The sequence below is a fragment of the Pseudofrancisella aestuarii genome (genome assembly GCF_003574475.2).
Classification (GTDB): domain Bacteria; phylum Pseudomonadota; class Gammaproteobacteria; order Francisellales; family Francisellaceae; genus Francisella; species Francisella aestuarii.
The window spans coordinates 258,940-276,602 of sequence record NZ_QLIS02000003.1 but is presented as its reverse complement, the minus strand read 5'-3'; the positions used below and the strand labels follow the sequence as shown (position 1 = coordinate 276,602).

Below are 17,663 nucleotides of genomic sequence, written 5' to 3'. Positions count from 1 at the left end.
ATATAGAAAAAATACTTAGCCTTTACGTTTTAGATCATATAGATCTTTACGTCTATCTCTTAAGTTTCTAACGCTTCCGAACTTGTTAAGTTCACGTAATAAATTAATATCAACATCAACGATTAGAATCATTTCAGTATTTGGAGTTGTCTCGGCCTTTATTCCTGTAGGGGGGAAGGCAAAGTCACATGGAGTGAATACCATAGATTGAGCATATTGAATATCCATGTTATGCACATTCGGTAAGTTACCAACACTACCTGCAATAGCAACATAGCACTCATTCTCAATAGCTCTTGCTTGGGCACAGTTTCTTACTCTAGAAAAACCATTTTGAGTATCTGTCAGATATGGAACAAAAAGAATATCCATTCCATCTTCAGCAAGTATTCTACTTAGTTCTGGGAATTCAGAATCATAACAAATTAAAATCCCGATTTTACCGCAATCAGTATCAAAGACTTCAAGTTTACTACCTCCTTGTAGACCCCATACTTTAGCTTCATCTGGAGTTACATGGAGTTTTTCATATCTTTCTACAGTACCATCTCTACGACACAAGTATCCTACGTTGTATAAACGACCATTTTTCATTTCTGGCATGCTTCCAGTTATGATGTTTATATTGTAAGAAATTGCAAATTCAGAGAATTTATCTGTAATTAGTTTGGTATGTTTAGCAAGTTCCCTAATTGCTTCCGGCTCTGATAGATGGTTATTCTCTGCCATTAACGGAGCGTTAAAAAATTCAGGGAATAAAGCAAAATCTGATCGGTAATTAGAGACTGCATTCACAAAGTACTCAGCATGTTGCATCAATTCATCTAATCCTCTATAAGGACGCATTTGCCATTGGATTAATCCTAAACGAACATCTTTCTTGATTGGGGCAGCATCTTTTTGCTCTTCCTCATAGTAAATGTTTGTCCATTCTAATAGAACGGCATAATCATTAGATTCAGCATCATCTAAGTATGATTTAATTATTTTGACAGGCTGAAAATCATTACTTAGTTGAAAATGTAAAACAGGATCGTGTAGCTCTTGTCTTTTTAATTTAGCGATATATTGCTGAGGAGTCATTTTATCAGCATATTCATGATATCCTGGAATTCTTCCGCCAAAAATTATGCTCTTTAGGTTAAGCCTTTCACAAAGATCTTTTCTATAGTCATATAATCTACGACCTAAGCGCATACCTCTAAATTCTGGCTTAACAAATAGGTCAATACCGTACAGTACATCACCCTCATCATCGTGAGTGTTAAAGGTATCATTACCTGTTATTTTTTTATAAGTGTGCTTATGCCCAAACTTTTTATAGTCAACAATAATAGATAGTGCACATCCAGCTAATTGATCATTTACTCGGATGACAACTTGACCTTCAGGGAATTTTTTAATTAGAGAGCTTATTTGGTGAGTTTTCCAGTAAGGATCTTCAATGTTGTAAACTTCAATCATTGCTTCTTTAAGTTCTTGATAATCATCTAAACTTAAAAAGTCTAATTTTATATTTTCTATGTTTGCCATAATTTTAAAATAATTATATTGATTAATACAAATTACATTATGGGTAATACTTTGTAAATATTTAACTGGATGCTAATCACACGTTACAATTATTTTATTTTTGTTTATGTAGCTTAGTCTTCTTGAATATTTCTTGCTATAATACAATGATTAAATTTTGTCTATGACTTTTATAAAAACTTTTGAAGGAATTATTTTGATATGAGAACACATTATAGTTCAGATATAAATGAAAAATTAGAAAACCAGAAAGTTACTGTTTGTGGTTGGGTACATCGCCGTAGAGATCATGGTGGAGTTATATTCTTAGATATTAGAGATAGAAGTGGTTTAGTACAGTTAGTATTTAATCCAGATAATAAAGACTTTAAATTAGCTGATAGCTTAAGAGGAGAGTTTGTAATAAAAGCCTCTGGAGTTGTTAATTTAAGACCAGAAGGTCAAGAAAATAAAAATCTAGCTAGTGGTAAAGTAGAAATTATTGGTGAAGATCTTGAGATAATAAACAAATCAAAAACTATACCTTTCCAATTAGATGATTTTCAAACTACAGGTGAAGATGTAAAGCTTAAGTATCGCTATATAGACTTAAGAAGGCCTGAAATGCAGAATAAGCTTATTACAAGAGCTAAGGCTGTTAGATATGTAAGACGCTTCCTAGATGATAATGGATTCTTAGATATAGAGACTCCATTTTTAACAAAAGCAACGCCAGAGGGTGCAAGGGATTATTTGGTACCAAGCCGTAATTTTAATGGTAAGTTCTATGCTCTTCCTCAGTCACCACAGCTTTTCAAACAGATTCTTATGGTTTCAGGTTTTGACAGATATTATCAAATAGTTAAATGTTTTCGTGATGAAGATCTAAGAGCAGATAGACAGCCAGAATTTACACAGATAGATATCGAGGCTTCATTTATTGATGAAGCTTTCATTATGTCTACTATGGAAAAAATGATAGCAGGACTTTTTGAGTCAACTATTGGTGTTAAGTTTGAAACTCCTTTCCAAGTTATGACTTTTGCAGAAGCTATAGATAAGTACGGTATTGATAAGCCAGATCTAAGAATTCCTTTAGAGTTTGTAAATATTAAAGAAGATATGAAAAATGAGGAGTTTAAAGTATTCTCAGGTCCTGCTAATGATCCAGAAGCAAGAGTTATAGCTTTAAGAATACCTGAAGGTAATGAAAAACTTACTAGAAAAACGATAGAAGACTATACTAAGTTTGTTGGCATTTATGGTGCTAGAGGTCTTGCATATATTAAGATTAATTCATTATCCCAAGGTAAAGAAGGTTTACAATCTCCTATAGTTAAAAATATTTCTGAAGAAACTTTATTTAAAGTAATAGAAAGAACAGGTGCTAAAGAAGGTGATTTATTATTCTTTGGCGCTGGTAAGACTAAAGTAGTTAATGACTCTATGGGAGCATTAAGAGCAAAAATTGGTGAAGATCTAGAGTTGTTTACTAAAGAGTGGGCTCCATTATGGGTAATTGATTTCCCAATGTTTGAAAAGGATGATAATAGGTTATATGCAGTACATCATCCATTTACTGCACCTAAAGTAGAAAGTACAGAAGAGTTAATGAAAAATCCTGAGGCTTTAATCTCTAGAGCCTATGATATGGTTATTAATGGTTATGAAGTTGGTGGAGGATCTATCCGTATTCATAAGCAAGATATGCAAGCTAAAGTGTTTAATTTATTAGGAATTTCTGATGAAGAAGCTCGTGAGAAGTTTGGCTTTATGTTAGATGCTTTATCTTATGGTACTCCAGTTCATGGGGGTATAGCTTTTGGTGTTGATAGATTAATTATGCTTCTTACAAATACTACAAATATCCGTGATGTAATAGCTTTCCCTAAAACACAAACAGCAAGCTGCTTGATGACGGAAGCTCCATCTACAGTTTCTTTGGAGCAATTAAATGAGTTGGGAATAGCGGTTAAGAAAGAAGAGAAGTAGAGCAGCTATTTTTGTAAATCAAAATATTTTTTCATGACTAAAAGAGAGATTAACTCTTCTCTTTTTTTATCTTTAAATTGGTTAACATATTCATTAGCATTTTTTATTATTTCTAAAGCGCTATCTGGATTCTTATTATAAAATGCTATTTTTTCTTCTAAATCAGAATAATCATCTTTTAGCATTACATAATGATAACCTGGAGTAAGTATTCCTTCCATAAACCATGTTTCACACTTTGGCTTTGTCATAAAACATAAAGAGTTAGAATTCATTATCCATTTTAGATTTGTAGCAACATCATTACCTTCAACACTAATAATATATTTATACTTCATTTGTTCATAAGGTGACATGAAAGACTTATAATAAGGCTTACTCTTTTCACTTTCTCTGGTATCTCCAAAATTAGTGTTAGGAATGTTGTAACAAGTAGATATAAATTTTTGTCTATGTTCTTGGTGGCAAGGTCCTCTAAATACAGCTACATTTTTTTTAGTTATAAAGTCATTAGGATCTTTTAGAAAAGTAAAATGCCTAGTTTTATCTAGTTTAAGTATTACGGCATTTTGGTTATCTTTTGAGATATTTCTACTTTTTACAAAAGATGGTTCATTGGGTATATCTCTAAGATCACAAAATATAGTATTAAACTTATCTTTCCTAGAAAAATAAATCATGTGCTCTCTAAAATCAAAGAAGTATGCAGATATTTGTTTTTTTCTTTTATAGTGTCCTAAATCGATAGGTGTAGATAGTTTAAATGTTTTATATGTTTCAAATCTTGATAAAATAAAAGGCGAAGATAGTTTGTTGTAGTAATTTACTCTGTTTATAATATATTCTCTATCATATAATTTTATATCCTCAAGTTTTGAATTAAGTCGAGCTTCATATAAAATTTTTGGGATTAAGAATTTACTAAAATTTTTAAAATAGAATATTATTTTTTTCATTTTATTAATTACTTATTTGTTTAAAAAATTAACCCAATATTTTTGAATCCAGTCATATATCCACAAACATTTATATTTCTTATTTGCTAAAATTACCTGATTTTTCTTAAATGCTACAATATTTTCTGGTTTTAATTCATCTCCGTCAAAAGTTATCGCAATAGTTTGCTTTTTCGCATAAGAATTAAGGAGCTTATTTTTAATTATAAAAAGGAGTAAAGATTTTTCCATAAACTTGCGTGTAAATTTACCAGCATATCTTTTACTAATAATATGTATCCTATCTTTAGCATACCAGCTGACAAACCTTTCATCACTTCTTATATGTTTTGGTAATGAAAAATGATCGATATCTGGATTATTTTTATATGACTCGTGTATTTGCTTTTCAAACTCTGGAATAAGGTTTGTAAAATCGCAGGGGTAAAACAAAACAAAGGAACCATTACAAAAATAATACTTATTTATATTAATAACTCTATTAATATAAAGGTATAAAGGAATCATATGGTTGGGATACATATATATACCTCTAGTTTTCGCTAAAATATCAGCAAAAATTTTGACATCTCCACAAATTAAGCTATCAATATCAAAAAATACTGTTGGAAGATCAGGGTCAAGAATACCTTCTTTAAATATTGATAGCTTTAATCTACAACCCTCTTTCATTTTTTCGAAAGGTAGTCTGAATTCAGGAAATTTTTTAATAATTATGTTCTCATCAAATTCTTTAGGGTCTCTGTCGGTAATGCAAACAAAATGGATATCGCATGAAGCATTATCAACAATAGCTTTATACATCTCGTTTATATAGTTGGTAGAATACTTTGTACCCCACATGACAGTTGCTACTTGTATCATTAAAATTTTGATTTGAGCTTTTGTATATGCTAGTTTAACACATATTTATTAGTTTTTTTTATCCTTTAAATGCAAATAAACAGCTTAGTAATCTTTAAAAGTAAACCAGCAAAAGTATTAAAGACATTAGATAAAAAAGTTGAAATAGAAACCTTGGATGGTAAAAATATAAAGCTTCCTCCTAAGAATGTTGATTTATTAATACAGAGTGAAAAAGATTTTAGTCTTCAGGATTTGAAACAACTTGAGGTGTCCGAATTAGAAACAACATGGGAGCTTTTACAAGGGCAAGAGCATACTTCTATAGAAGAGCTCGGTGAATTATTATTTGATAAGCTTAGTATTGATGAAGCTTATACAGTTTGGCTTCTAGTTTCAGAAGGAGAGTATTTTAGTTTTAATGAAGATTTATCAATAAATATCCATTCAGAAGAGAAAAAGAAAAAAATAATAGCTGAGAAGCTTGAGAAACAAAAAAAAGAGCAAGAAATAAATAGCTTCCTAGAAAGACTTAATAATAAAACTTATCTCCCAGAAGATGAGAAGTTTATAAAAGAAATTGTTAATCTAGCTACTTTAAAAAGCACAACCTGCAGATTCTTTAAAAATATATCTATGGAAGAGAATGAGAGTAACGCTTATAAGCTACTTTTAGAAATTGGCTACTGGAATGAATATAATAACCCTTATTTGCAAAGATATGGTGCTGAATTAAAAGATAATCCAGCAGAAATTGAATTTAATGACTCTATAGATAGAGTTGATTTAACTCATTTACAAGCGTATGCAATAGATGATGAGGATAGTCATGATCCTGATGATGCCATTAGCTGGGATGGACATAATAATAAAATGTGGGTCCATGTAGCAGACCCAACATCCATAATAGATTTTAATAGTTCAGCAGATTTAGAAGCAAGAGCAAGAGGTTCAAATTTATATGTTCCTGAAGCTATCGTCTCTATGTTACCTAAAAGAGCAACGGATAACTTAGGTTTAGGACTAACTGAAATTTCTCCCGCATTATCTATTGGTTTTAAAGTAGATGAAAATGGGGATATTAATAGTATAGAAATTTGTTTTAGTAATATAAGAGTATCTAGACTTAGTTATGAGTATGCTGAAGCTAATTTAAATGCTTTGGATTTGGGTGAAATACTTTTATATGCTGAGAAGTTTACAAAGAAAAGATTAGGTAATGGTGCTGTAGAGCTAGATTTTCCAGAAGTGAAAATAAAGCTTGAGGAAGGAAACATAGTTAAAATTTCTGATCTTCCAAGGCTAGGCTCTAGAATTTTGGTACGAGATACTATGTTGATGGCAGGTGTTGCAGTAGGGCAATTTTGTCTTAAACATAACATTCCAGTTCCTTTTTCAACTCAGGCTGAACATAGTCTTACAGAAGAAGAGATAAATAATTTAGATACCTTATCTAATATGTTTTCCACAAGAAAAAAATTGCAGCGAGGACAATACTCTGTCTTAGCAGCTAGACATGCTGGTATGGGTTTAGAAAATTATGTACAAGTGACAAGCCCTCTTAGGAGATATTTAGATTTATTGGTTCATTATCAATTAAGAAGACATTTAAATCATTTGGAATTAATTTCTTCAGAAGAGGTTAGTCAGCTAATAGCAGAGGTAGGTATCCCTATTAAAGCTAATAGACAAACAGAAAGAGCCTCTAATTTACATTGGAAGCTGGTATTTTTAATGCAGAATGAGAATTGGTCAGGTGAGGCAACTGTGGTAGAAAAAATTCAGAAAGGAAAAGTGTTTGTCTCAATTAATAAATTAGCTATGATGAAGAAGTTAGTTGTTTCAGATAGCTATAAAGAAGATGATAAAATTTTTCTACAGAATACCTCTGTAAACCTTGTGGTGCAAGAGGCTTTTTTTAAGGTTTTAGAAACAATTAACTAAGTTTTCACAAAAAATACACAATTTTATCCACAGACTATTGATTTTTGATTATTTTTTATTTCCATTTTTTCTTAAGGTATCTTAAGTCCTTTGTTTATAAGGGGTTTCTAGGTTTCATAAATTATTGATTATTATAAGTAATTAGCATTTATAACAAAAAATTTACATAGATATAAACATAGTTATCCACAGATGTGAAAAATTGGTATTTACTTTTGTTTAAGGTATTTAATAACATTATGGTGTAAGGACTTCGTAACACTCTTGTTAATTCAAAGAGGTTAAATTTTAGGTAAATTAATGTATCATTTGTAGAAATATATTCAAAATTTTATCCTATGAAATATGAGTTAATAGAAGCTACTAAAAAACCTGAATTTTGTATAATATGGCTTCATGGTTTAGGTGCTGATGGTAATGACTTTGTAGATATAGTTCCTCACTTAAACATTCCAAAAGAAAATGTTCGTTTTATCTTCCCTCATGCAGAGGTTATGCCTGTGACTATTAATATGGGAATGCAGATGAGAGCTTGGTATGATATTAAAAGCTTGGATGCAAATAGTTTAAATAGAATTGTTGATGTTGAAGGGATAAATAGCTCTATAGCAAGATTAAATAACTTGCTTGATAAGCAGATAGAAGACGGAATAGCTTCTGAAAAAATTATTCTAGCGGGATTTTCACAAGGTGGGGTTATAGCAACATATACATTTATAACTAGTAAAAAGAAATTAGCAGGGCTTATGGCTTTATCTACTTATCTACCTGCTTGGGATGATTTTAAGTCTAAAATAACAAAAGAAAATAAAGGAGAGCCTGTTATTGTTTGTCATGGTACGCATGATCAGGTTTTACCTTCATTGCTTGGTAAAAATCTTTCGAATATACTTGATGAAAATGGTTTTGATAATGACTATAAAGAATATCAGTTTATGCAACACAGCATTTGTCCTGAAGAAATAAAAGATTTATCGGTTTTTTTGAATAAGGCACTAAAAAGATAATGAAAAAAATAATTCTAGCCAGTCGAGAAAGTTTGTTGGCTCTTTGGCAGACTAATTTTGCAAAAGCTGAAATAGAAAAGCATTTAAGTATTGAGTGTGAAATTTTAACCATGAAGACTCAGGGAGATATTATACTTGATAAACCTTTAAATAAAATTGGTGGTAAAGCACTATTTATGAAGGAGTTAGAGGTAGCAATTAAAGAAGGAAAAGCAGATATAGCCGTTCACTCCTTGAAGGACATTCCTTATGATCTACCAGAGGGGTTTTGCTTAGCTACTTTCTTTAAAAGGGAAGATCCTAGAGATGCCTTTGTTTCTAATACTTATGGTTCGATAGACAAGCTTCCCGAGGGTGCGGTAATAGGGACTTCGAGTTTAAGAAGAAAGTCTCAATTGCTTAACTATAGACCTGACTTAGTCATAAAAGACCTAAGAGGAAATGTACAAACAAGATTAGGGAAGCTCGATTCTGGGATGTATGATGCTATAGTTTTAGCAAGTGCTGGTTTGATTCGTCTAAATTTAAAAGATAGGATAACGCAGTATATTTCAAAAGAGATCTGTTTGCCTGCTGTTGGGCAAGGAGTGGTGGCAATAGAATTATTGGAAAAGAATGAGTCATTAAAGACAGCTTTAAATAAACTTACTTGTGAAAATACATACAAATCTATAGCTGCTGAAAGAGCGTTTAATAAAGAGTTGAAAGGTGGATGCCATGTGGCAATAGCTGCACATGCAACGATAGAGAAAGAGAAAATATTTTTACAAGCTGTTGTAGCTAGTAGTGAAGGTAAAGATTTATTAAGAAAAAGTGCCTTAGGTACAGATCCTGTGAGATTGGGTAAAGAGTTAGCTCTAGAGATGATTAGTCTTGGGGCATATAAAATATTGGAGAGATAATATAAATGGGATTATTAGTTTTATTAGTTGGCATAGGTGGAGGCATCGGGGCTATTTGTAGGTTCTTAGTAACACAGTTAAGCTCTAGTATTTCTCATCAAATTCCTGTGGGAATATTTATTTGTAATATAGTTGGTTCTCTTATTATCGGTATAGTGGCAGCATTTTTGATAAAAACCCAAATTTTTACGGAAGTAATGTCTGCTAATGTTAGAGCTTTATGTGTTACAGGGTTTTTAGGCGGCTTTACAACATTCTCTAGTTTTAGCTTAGATACTTTGAACTTGTTTCAAAGGGGAGAAGTATGGTTAGCTTTTGGATATATTTTAGCTAGCGTATTTATTTCTTTATTTGCAGTTATATGTGGTTTTTACGCCATTAGCTATATAATGAGTTTTAAATAAAAAAGGATGTTTTATGAAGAGAGTTATTAGGGTTTTATTTGTTAGCTTATTAATGCTTAATTTAAGTGGTTGTATCTGGGCTGTTGGTGATTTAGCAGCTAATGATGGAGCTATTGAGTCAAATGATGGAGTGTATAATGTTGAAGAACAAGGTGTGACAGTTAAGCAATTATATAATGTATTTATACAAGTTATTGAACAGAATCCGGAGAAATTTAAGTTAATAGCAAAGGATTATAGTCCAGAGAAAGCTGTAGTTTATCTATATACTTACGATGATAATAATAAAAAAGTTCAGATTGAATTTTATGCTTTTGATCATGGAAATGGCAACTCATTATTAGGTATAAAAATAGGTAATGATACAGCTACTGCTGAAATGGATATGCCAAAAATTCATCAATTAGAGAATATGATTCTTAATGTTTTAAACCAATCTAATCCAAACCAATAGCAGTTTTATCAATTCAACTTATATAGTTTATAAAAATTACTTGTTTTACTTATATATTCTTTTGCAACATAATTAGCCTCCAAAGTTAGATCGGGAGATTTTTTATGAAAAAAAGAGTTTTGTTACTTTCAATTTTATTAACATCATGTGCTACTACTAAGCCAGAAACAACGCTGCTTGGTAAAGGAACGGTTCAGTCAGAAGTTCAATTGGAATCTAAGTCAGATATAGAAAAATCAGATGCTCTTAAAGGTGCTGGAGTGGGAGCTGGTGTAGGAGCTGTAGGTGGCGCTGGAGTGGGAGCTGCTGGAGGAGCAGTATTTGGAGGTTTAATCGGAGCTCTTTTTGGAGGTATATGCACAGTTGCCACATTAGGTATAGGATTTGCGCCTTGTATGGCAGCAGGTATAGGTGGAGGGGCAGCTATTGGTGCTGGAACTGGAGCAGTTGGAGGAGCTGTTGTAGGTGCTACAGGAGGAGCCCTTGTTGGTGCTGGTGGAGGTTATGTATATGTTGCGAATAAAGATGATCTTATAGGTAAGTATCAATATGAGGTGCTACAAGAAGGAAAATCAGATCCTATAACCTTTGAGGAGTATCCTAGTCAAAATTTCCCAGAAGGAACAAGAGTTAATATCTATGATACGGAGTATAAAGGTGAGCATACCTATCATATCGAAGGGACTGAAGATAAGGAAGCAACCAATAAAGATGGGTCTGCTAGTTCTGAATCTTCTGATAAATAGTTTTTAAGACCATATCTGGAGTTAAATCCATCATACATTTAAAATGTCCTAAGTGGCAAACTCTATCTTTACATGGATGGCATTCTAGGTTTGGAATATAAAGTCTAGTAGCATTATCACTAATAGGTGGAGCAACTATAGCACCAGCTGATGATCCGTATAGAATAGTTGTTTCAAGTTTTAGTGCGCAAGAAATATTAGAAAGACCGGAATCATTACTTAAAACATGTTTTGATAACATAAGTAAGGCAATAACTTCAGAAATTGAGGTATCTCCAGTAAAATTTAATAAATTATTGTCATTAACTTGATTTTGGATTTCTTTAGATATTTCTATATCACCAGGACTACCTAGGATAAATACTAAATACCCTTCTGCAATTAAGTTTTTAGCAGTTTCAGCAAAGTATTTTGCTGGCCATTGTTTAGAGGGGCCATAGGCTGCTCCAGGACATAAAGAAATTATAGGTCTGGATATGTCAATTTTAAATTTTTCTTCTACTTGGTCTATTTCGGATTGAGGAACTAGTAAGTTTGGGAGGGGAGCTTTAAGATTTTTTTCTTTCTTAGAAAATCCTAGAGCATTATATCTATCAACCATCAAGGGGAAGGCTTTTTTATCTAGCTTTCTATGGTCATTTAAAAGTATATATCTTTGTTCACCAAGCCAGCCAGTTCTTTTCTTTATTCTAGCAAGAAATGGAATTAGAGCCGATTTTAAAGAGTTGGGTAAGATGATGCATTGATCATAACCCCTTTTCTTTATTTCTTTTGCTTCTTTTAGTCTTGTTTTAAAGCTAACTTGTCCATGCTTTAGGTCTAGTACAAAGGTGTCATTAACCTCAGGCATAAATTTTGTTAGCTCTAAACATGGCTTAGGACCTGCTATATCTATAATGCAGTCAGGATCATTTTTTTTGAGTGATATAAGTAGAGACTGAGCCCCAACCATATCTCCTATCCAATTTGGAGCTATGACTAAAAAATTCTTATATTTTGACATTTTCTACTTCTCTACCTTAAAAACTGTTCCGCAATAGGGGCAAGTATTTATATCTTTATCTTTAAGATCAATATAGACTCGTGGATGAAGATTCCACGCTTCACGATGTTTTGTTGGACAGCTGACACGCTCCCCTTTTTTTACTTTGATTATTCTTTGTTCTTTTTCCATTATTTAAAGGCTCAGGATAAGTCGCTTAGATATAATTTGATTATAGCAAAAAACACTTATTTATTTAATAAAATAGAAAAATCAAGCTCTCAATTGTTATAAAAAGAGTGTAATATAAGACTTTAGAAGTCAAAAATAAAGCTTTAACCACGATAGCTTTAAAGTGAGAAAAGTTTATGAAAAAGATATTCTATAATAATGTAACTAGTAAAGTTACTCGCACTAAATGGGATTTATTTGCTATTTTGGTTGTGTTACTTTTAATATCAGTAATTGCCTGGACAACAAGTGGTTTAGGTGGAAGTATAGATTATAAAGATCAAACTAGCGTACAACAGTATTCAGAGATTTCTTTAAGTTTGTATCATTTACCATATTATGCTGCTGAAACGACAATGAGGATGTTTATTGCATTAGGATTTTCATTGCTTTTAACTTTCATTTTTGGCGCATGGGCCGCTAAAAGTAAACGAGCTGAGAGCATACTTATCCCAATAGTAGATATATTACAGTCGATTCCTATACTAGGTTTTTTAGCAATAACAATAACAGGTTTTTTGTTACTTTTTCCTCATTCTCTATGGGGTGCTCAGGCAGCTGTTATATTTGGAATAATAACGGCACAAGTTTGGAACATGATTTTAAGCTTTTATCAGTCACTGAAGACTATTCCTAAAGAATTAAAAGAAGCTGCAGATATGTATCAGCTATCAGCGTGGCAAAAATTTTGGAAGTTAGAGGTTCCTTTTTCTATGCCTGGACTTATATGGAATACTATGATGTCAATGTCTGCAAGCTGGTTCATGATAGTAGCATCAGAAAGTATAGTCGTTAATTTTGGTGCAGCGATGTCAGTCAATGTGAATCTTCCTGGAATAGGGTCATTTATTGACGCAGCAAATAGTAATAAAGATTTTTTAGCGGTTGGCATGGCTATTTTGACAATGCTAATTGTTATTGTACTTTATGATCAACTTTTGTTTAGGCCTTTAGTAGCATGGTCAGAAAAATTTGGCCTTAGTGAAAATCAATCAGAGGTTTATTCAGACTCCTGGTTCTTAAAAGCATTGCAAAAGTCGGTTCTAGTTAGGGTTTTTAATAATTTTTTAAATACTCTAGCGAGTAGAATAGTAAATATTAAGGCTTTTAAAAAGGATTTAGAGAAATCTTTTGATCAGCAAAAACACCAAAAAACCGAGATAAAGGAAACTATTTTCCAAAGAATTATCTGGCAAATTGCTTTATGGGCTGTGATAGTTGCACTTTGTTTTTTTGCTTATCAAACAATATATGGCGGTGATAGTAATATTGGTTTAGAAGAAACGGCAAAAGTTTTTTATTATGGTCTTCTGACTGGTTTAAGAGTAGCTGCACTTATTTTGATTACTTCAGTTATTTGGGTGCCTATTGGTATATGGATTGGTATGAGGCCCAAGATTGCTCAAAAAGTTCAGCCATACGCTCAAATGGCAGCGGCATTTCCAGTTAATGTTTTATATGGAGTATGCGGAACGGTTGTAATTGCATTTAACCTGAATTTTAATATTTGGTGTATTGTTTTAATGGCTCTGGGGACACAGTGGTACATTTTATTTAATGTAATTGCTGGAGCTTCAGCAATACCTAATGAACTTAAGTTGGCAGCTAAAAATATGCAATTAAAGGGAGTTATGAAGTGGTCTAAATATTTATTTCCTTCAATTATGCCTTTCTATGTAACAGGAGCTATTACAGCTGCAGGTGGAGCATGGAATGCTAGTATTGTATGTGAATACATTAATTGGGGTACGGATTCAACTATACAAGCTTCGGGTATAGGAGCTTATATAGCACAACAATATAATTTAGCAGGAGATCATACGGCTAATGTTTTATTAGGTGTTATAGTTATGTGCATTCTAGTAGTGCTTTCAAATAAGCTTTTCTGGAGAAAATTATATAATTATGCAGAAAATCGTTTCAGTATGAATATGTAAGGTAAAAGGGAGAAACGAGAATATGTCAAAAGAGATTATAAAAGTAGAGAAAGTTTCAAAATCATTTCAAATTAAAGGTGAGCAACCTTTAAAAGTTTTAGACACTGTTGATTTTACCTTGCATGAAGGAGAAATAGTTGCTCTTTTAGGTAAATCAGGCTCAGGTAAGTCAACTTTGCTGAGAATTATCGCAGGGCTTATGGATGCAACAGATGGTAAAGTTACTTATCGCGGAAAGAAAGTTAGTGCACCAGTTCCAGATATTTCTATGGTCTTCCAAAGTTTTGCTCTTATGCCGTGGCTTACGGTCATGCAAAATGTGGAGCTAGGATTAGAGGCAAGAAAAGTTAGTGCTCAGGAAAGAAAAATTAGAGTTTTAAAAGCAATTGATATGGTTGGTTTAGACGGTTTTGAAAATGCTTATCCTAAAGAGCTTTCAGGAGGTATGAGGCAGCGTGTAGGTTTTGCAAGAGCTCTTGTTTTGGAACCGGATGTTCTTTTAATGGATGAACCTTTTTCTGCTCTTGATATCCTTACAGCTGAAAACTTAAGAGAAGACCTACTTGATTTGTGGCAAAAGAATGAAAGTATGAAAGGTATTTTATATGTAACTCATAGTATTGAAGAAGCTGTCCTTACTGCTGATAGGATTATTATCTTTGGAAGTAATCCAGGGTTCATTCGAGGAGAGCTTAAAATTAGACTTCCTCATCCAAGAACAAGTCAAGATCCAGCTATTGCTGATCTAATAGACGAAGTTTATCGTATGATGACAACGGCTCAAACAAAAGAGCTTGCTGAGAGAATGAATAAGAAAACAGCAATGACTATAGGCTATAGAATCCCTGATGTTGATATTTCAGAAATGAATGGTTTATTGGATGAGATGTATGATATTAAGGATGCAGAAGCTATTGATTTGCCTCAACTTGCAGATGAACTTCATTTAGATATTAATGACTTATTCCCGATCATAGAGATATTGTCAATTTTAAGATTTGCTGAAGTGTCGGAAGGTGATATTAAAATGACAGCATTGGGACGTAAATTTATTGATGGAGAGATTGAAGAGAGAAAATTTATTTTCGGTAGATTGTTTTTGAAATATATTCCTTTAGCAAGACATGTTGTTAAAGTTCTAAAAGAAAGAGAATCTCATACTGCACCAAAATCAAGATTTTTAGCAGAGCTTGATGATCATTTTCCAACTGAAGTTGCTGAAAGAGTTTTTGATACATTTATTGATTGGGCTCGTTACGCAGAGCTTATCAATTATGACTCAAATACAGGAATCTTATCTTTAGATGATAATGCTTTTGAATATATTAAGAAGATGTGATTAGAAAGTGATCATTTTTGAGTTCTTATAAATGTTATATTTTTTAGTTAGTTTATCTATATTACTAGATATTAATTTAGATTCTTGATCATCAAAAGTGTTGTTCTTTTTAATTTTTTCTAAGGCATCGGAGGTATTTATATCTTCATTTGTTGCTAGGTTGTATATTGCTAATTGATCAGCCGCATTAGCAATATATAGAGCTTCATTCTCATTATTTATAACGTATACTGCATCCAGATAGTAATAGCTATCATCATTATTTAACCAGCCACCAGCATAAACTTGCTCTTTAGACAGGCTTGCGATTATTTCTAAATTTCTAATATATTCTTTTAAATGCTTACTATCTATCTGCGAATATTTTATCTTAATCTCAGCATCTTTAACTGGAGCGACAACATAACCATTTGATGGAGACTCTTGTGTGTATGGGTTTATAGTAAAGCCATTAGGGTGATTTTTAATATGCTCAGTAAGTAGATTTATATCCTCATAATCAATATGTGTTTTTGTAAAGCTCACATCTGCAAATAGAGGAGAATAGACCGTAAAAATAGATAATATTAGTAACTTAAAAAAAAGTTTCTTCATAATTAGACTTATCTGGTAGTTCCAAATTTAGAATTTTAAACTAAATATTGGTAAAATCTAGTCTGTTAGAAATTTTTCATGTAAGCTTTGTTTAAGTTTTTTAAAATTAAAAAAGGAAATAATTATGGCTAAAGGAACAGTTAATAAGGTTATATTGTTAGGTAGGCTTGGTACTAATCCTGAAGTTAGAGTTACTCAAAATGGAACTTCAGTTGCTACATTAAGTTTAGCAACTAATGATGGAATTGGAGATAATATAACTACTGAGTGGCATAGAGTTGTCGTTTTTGGCAAGTCTGCGGAAGCAATACAAAAATATGCTACTAAGGGGTCTCAGCTTTTCGTAGAAGGTAGGCTAAGAACTAATAAGTGGCAAGATAAAAATGGAAATCCTCAATATACAACGGAAGTTGTTGCTAGTAATTTCCAATTTGTTGGTGGCGGTAATGCATCTGGTAGTGATTCTGGCTTTCAAAGTAATCATCAGCCAGCGCAAAATAAGAATTTTAACCAGCAGCGTCCTCAGCAAAATAATGTACCGGATTTTGCAGAAATAAACTCTACTAATTTTGATGACGATATCCCATTCTAGTATAATACTTTATTAGATAGAAAATATTCTTAAAGGAATCGCACATGAGTAATGTGTTAGTATTAAATTGTGGTAGTTCTTCAGTTAAATTTGCTCTTATAAATCCTCTGGAAAATCAGACAGCTTTTAGTGGGTTGGCCGAAAATATTTCTCAAAGAAACTGTAAAGTTAGCTTTAAAGCAGATAGAAAAATAGAAATTGCTATAGAGAATGGAAAATATGAGGATGTTTTCTCACAAATAAAAACTTACATGCAGGATAATGGCCATCTAGAGGCTATTTCAGCTGTTGGTCATAGAGTTGTGCATGGTGGACAATATTTTGATAGTTCTGTGCTAATTACTGAAGATGTTGTTGAAAAAATTAAGAAATGTATTCCTCTCGCACCGTTACATAATCCAGCAAATGTAGATGGTATAGAGTATTGTAGGAAAATTTTTCCAAAACTACCTCAAGTTGCTGTATTTGATACGGCATTTCATCAAACTATAGAGAAATATGTTGCAGAGTATGCCATTCCCAGAGAATTAACTGATAAGTACCATATAAGAAAATATGGTTTTCATGGTACTTCACATAGTTATGTTTCTAAACAAGCAGCAAAACTCTTAAATAAAGAAAAAGGAAATTTTATAGTTGCTCATCTAGGCAATGGCTGTAGTTTATCTGCTATTGTTGATGGAAAAAGTGTAGATACTAGTATGGGATTTACTCCTCTAGATGGTCTTATAATGGGAACTCGTTCGGGTTCAATAGATGCTGGAATATTTAGCTTCTTAGCAAAAAATCTTGGCTGGAATGTTGAGAAAATTTCTAGTGTTTTAAATAAAGAGAGTGGTTTACTAGGTATATGTGGCCATAATGATATGAGAGAGATTCGTGAGTTAGCAGCAAATGGGCATGCGGATGCTAGCCTTGCTATTGAAATGTTTTCTCAAAGAGTAGCCAAGTTTGTGGCAAGCTATATGATTTATTTTGATACTTTAGATGCATTAGTCTTTACAGGTGGTATAGGTGAAAACGCTAATACAATTAGAAAGAGCATAGTTAATAAACTATCTAATATTGGATTTGAGATAGACTCTGCTAAAAATGATACCAAGGATCAGGTTTATATAAATAGTGATAAAAGCCATAAAATAATGGTTGTGCCAACTAATGAGGAGTTGATGATAGCAAAAGATACATTGCAATTAGTTTAATAGTTTAGTTCTTAAAAAATTTGGAA

17 protein-coding genes are annotated in these 17,663 nt (G+C 32.3%); 11 read left to right on the top strand and 6 right to left on the bottom strand.

Features of this window, described 5'->3' with window-relative positions; genetic code table 11:
* Nucleotides 1-15 precede the first annotated feature (15 nt).
* Nucleotides 16-1,533: a bifunctional GNAT family N-acetyltransferase/carbon-nitrogen hydrolase family protein gene (locus tag DNK87_RS08190; RefSeq protein WP_119331078.1), complete on the bottom strand. Its 1,518-nt coding sequence runs from the start codon at nt 1,531-1,533 to the stop codon at nt 16-18.
* 201 nt (nt 1,534-1,734) lie between these two features.
* Between DNK87_RS08190 and aspS the strand changes: the two genes are divergently transcribed.
* Nucleotides 1,735-3,504 carry an aspartate--tRNA ligase gene (aspS, locus tag DNK87_RS08185; protein WP_119331077.1) on the top strand — a complete coding sequence of 590 codons (1,770 nt, stop codon included), beginning with the start codon at nt 1,735-1,737 and terminating at the stop codon, nt 3,502-3,504.
* A 5-nt stretch (nt 3,505-3,509) separates the two neighbouring features.
* Here the strand turns inward: aspS and DNK87_RS08180 are convergent, their stop codons facing one another.
* Together DNK87_RS08180 and DNK87_RS08175 are read right to left on the bottom strand one after the other, a co-directional pair.
* The gene (locus DNK87_RS08180; protein ID WP_119331076.1) at nt 3,510-4,460 is read right to left on the bottom strand and encodes a glycosyl transferase family 90; all 951 of its coding nucleotides are present in this window, start codon (nt 4,458-4,460) and stop codon (nt 3,510-3,512) included.
* 12 nt (nt 4,461-4,472) lie between these two features.
* Complete coding sequence (locus DNK87_RS08175; RefSeq protein WP_119331075.1) at nt 4,473-5,324, bottom strand: hypothetical protein; 852 nt, start codon at nt 5,322-5,324, stop codon at nt 4,473-4,475.
* A 69-nt stretch (nt 5,325-5,393) separates the two neighbouring features.
* Here DNK87_RS08175 and DNK87_RS08170 point away from each other — a divergent pair, with 69 nt between their 5' ends.
* The 6 genes from DNK87_RS08170 to DNK87_RS08145 all read left to right on the top strand — a co-directional run bounded on the left by DNK87_RS08170 (nt 5,394) and on the right by DNK87_RS08145 (nt 10,760).
* Complete coding sequence (locus DNK87_RS08170) at nt 5,394-7,247, top strand: ribonuclease catalytic domain-containing protein (RefSeq protein WP_119331074.1); 1,854 nt, start codon at nt 5,394-5,396, stop codon at nt 7,245-7,247.
* Between the two features lie 338 nt (nt 7,248-7,585).
* Nucleotides 7,586-8,254 (top strand): alpha/beta hydrolase, encoded by a 669-nt coding sequence (locus DNK87_RS08165; protein ID WP_119331073.1) that lies wholly within the window; start codon nt 7,586-7,588, stop codon nt 8,252-8,254.
* Entirely contained in the window at nt 8,254-9,156 is a 903-nt protein-coding gene (gene hemC / locus DNK87_RS08160; protein WP_119331072.1) for a hydroxymethylbilane synthase, read from the top strand. The genes DNK87_RS08165 and hemC overlap by 1 nt, the downstream gene beginning before the upstream one ends.
* A 5-nt stretch (nt 9,157-9,161) precedes the next feature.
* Entirely contained in the window at nt 9,162-9,560 is a 399-nt protein-coding gene (gene crcB, locus DNK87_RS08155) for a fluoride efflux transporter CrcB (RefSeq protein ID WP_119331071.1), read from the top strand.
* 13 nt (nt 9,561-9,573) lie between these two features.
* Entirely contained in the window at nt 9,574-10,014 is a 441-nt protein-coding gene (locus DNK87_RS08150; RefSeq protein WP_119331070.1) for a DUF3568 family protein, read from the top strand.
* A gap of 104 nt (nt 10,015-10,118) precedes the next feature.
* Nucleotides 10,119-10,760, top strand: a complete 642-nt coding sequence (locus DNK87_RS08145; protein ID WP_119331069.1) for a hypothetical protein — start codon at nt 10,119-10,121, stop codon at nt 10,758-10,760.
* On the opposite strand, the gene waaF is transcribed toward DNK87_RS08145, so the two are convergent.
* Nucleotides 10,735-11,763, bottom strand: coding sequence for a lipopolysaccharide heptosyltransferase II (gene waaF / locus DNK87_RS08140; protein WP_119331068.1), 1,029 nt, complete (start codon nt 11,761-11,763; stop codon nt 10,735-10,737). The two genes, DNK87_RS08145 and waaF, sit on opposite strands and share 26 nt — an antisense overlap.
* A 3-nt stretch (nt 11,764-11,766) precedes the next feature.
* Nucleotides 11,767-11,934 (bottom strand): zinc-finger domain-containing protein, encoded by a 168-nt coding sequence (locus tag DNK87_RS08135; protein WP_071663515.1) that lies wholly within the window; start codon nt 11,932-11,934, stop codon nt 11,767-11,769.
* A gap of 176 nt (nt 11,935-12,110) precedes the next feature.
* Between DNK87_RS08135 and DNK87_RS08130 the strand changes: the two genes are divergently transcribed.
* Nucleotides 12,111-13,910: an ABC transporter permease gene (locus tag DNK87_RS08130; protein WP_119331067.1), complete on the top strand. Its 1,800-nt coding sequence runs from the start codon at nt 12,111-12,113 to the stop codon at nt 13,908-13,910.
* Nucleotides 13,911-13,932: 22 nt separating this feature from the next.
* A complete protein-coding gene (locus DNK87_RS08125; RefSeq protein ID WP_119331066.1) occupies nt 13,933-15,249 on the top strand; it encodes an ABC transporter ATP-binding protein in 1,317 nt (438 codons plus the stop codon).
* Here DNK87_RS08125 and DNK87_RS08120 read toward each other — a convergent pair whose 3' ends face one another.
* The gene (locus DNK87_RS08120) at nt 15,250-15,843 is read right to left on the bottom strand and encodes a hypothetical protein (protein ID WP_119331065.1); all 594 of its coding nucleotides are present in this window, start codon (nt 15,841-15,843) and stop codon (nt 15,250-15,252) included.
* 124 nt (nt 15,844-15,967) lie between these two features.
* Between DNK87_RS08120 and DNK87_RS08115 the strand changes: the two genes are divergently transcribed.
* Both DNK87_RS08115 and DNK87_RS08110 read left to right on the top strand, forming a co-directional pair.
* Nucleotides 15,968-16,435, top strand: coding sequence for a single-stranded DNA-binding protein (locus tag DNK87_RS08115; RefSeq protein ID WP_119331064.1), 468 nt, complete (start codon nt 15,968-15,970; stop codon nt 16,433-16,435).
* Nucleotides 16,436-16,479: 44 nt separating this feature from the next.
* The gene (locus DNK87_RS08110; protein WP_119331063.1) at nt 16,480-17,637 is read left to right on the top strand and encodes an acetate/propionate family kinase; all 1,158 of its coding nucleotides are present in this window, start codon (nt 16,480-16,482) and stop codon (nt 17,635-17,637) included.
* Nucleotides 17,638-17,663 lie beyond the last annotated feature (26 nt).

What these genes read in the sequence shown, in the direction of transcription:
- DNK87_RS08190 (WP_119331078.1), bottom strand. Translation starts at nt 1,533, where the DNA reads ATGGCAAACATAGAAAATATAAAATTAGACTTTTTAAGTTTAGATGAT.
- aspS (WP_119331077.1), top strand. Translation starts at nt 1,735, where the DNA reads ATGAGAACACATTATAGTTCAGATATAAATGAAAAATTAGAAAACCAG.
- DNK87_RS08180 (WP_119331076.1), bottom strand. Translation starts at nt 4,460, where the DNA reads ATGAAAAAAATAATATTCTATTTTAAAAATTTTAGTAAATTCTTAATC.
- DNK87_RS08175 (WP_119331075.1), bottom strand. Translation starts at nt 5,324, where the DNA reads ATGATACAAGTAGCAACTGTCATGTGGGGTACAAAGTATTCTACCAAC.
- DNK87_RS08170 (WP_119331074.1), top strand. Translation starts at nt 5,394, where the DNA reads ATGCAAATAAACAGCTTAGTAATCTTTAAAAGTAAACCAGCAAAAGTA.
- DNK87_RS08165 (WP_119331073.1), top strand. Translation starts at nt 7,586, where the DNA reads ATGAAATATGAGTTAATAGAAGCTACTAAAAAACCTGAATTTTGTATA.
- hemC (WP_119331072.1), top strand. Translation starts at nt 8,254, where the DNA reads ATGAAAAAAATAATTCTAGCCAGTCGAGAAAGTTTGTTGGCTCTTTGG.
- crcB (WP_119331071.1), top strand. Translation starts at nt 9,162, where the DNA reads ATGGGATTATTAGTTTTATTAGTTGGCATAGGTGGAGGCATCGGGGCT.
- DNK87_RS08150 (WP_119331070.1), top strand. Translation starts at nt 9,574, where the DNA reads ATGAAGAGAGTTATTAGGGTTTTATTTGTTAGCTTATTAATGCTTAAT.
- DNK87_RS08145 (WP_119331069.1), top strand. Translation starts at nt 10,119, where the DNA reads ATGAAAAAAAGAGTTTTGTTACTTTCAATTTTATTAACATCATGTGCT.
- waaF (WP_119331068.1), bottom strand. Translation starts at nt 11,763, where the DNA reads ATGTCAAAATATAAGAATTTTTTAGTCATAGCTCCAAATTGGATAGGA.
- DNK87_RS08135 (WP_071663515.1), bottom strand. Translation starts at nt 11,934, where the DNA reads ATGGAAAAAGAACAAAGAATAATCAAAGTAAAAAAAGGGGAGCGTGTC.
- DNK87_RS08130 (WP_119331067.1), top strand. Translation starts at nt 12,111, where the DNA reads ATGAAAAAGATATTCTATAATAATGTAACTAGTAAAGTTACTCGCACT.
- DNK87_RS08125 (WP_119331066.1), top strand. Translation starts at nt 13,933, where the DNA reads ATGTCAAAAGAGATTATAAAAGTAGAGAAAGTTTCAAAATCATTTCAA.
- DNK87_RS08120 (WP_119331065.1), bottom strand. Translation starts at nt 15,843, where the DNA reads ATGAAGAAACTTTTTTTTAAGTTACTAATATTATCTATTTTTACGGTC.
- DNK87_RS08115 (WP_119331064.1), top strand. Translation starts at nt 15,968, where the DNA reads ATGGCTAAAGGAACAGTTAATAAGGTTATATTGTTAGGTAGGCTTGGT.
- DNK87_RS08110 (WP_119331063.1), top strand. Translation starts at nt 16,480, where the DNA reads ATGAGTAATGTGTTAGTATTAAATTGTGGTAGTTCTTCAGTTAAATTT.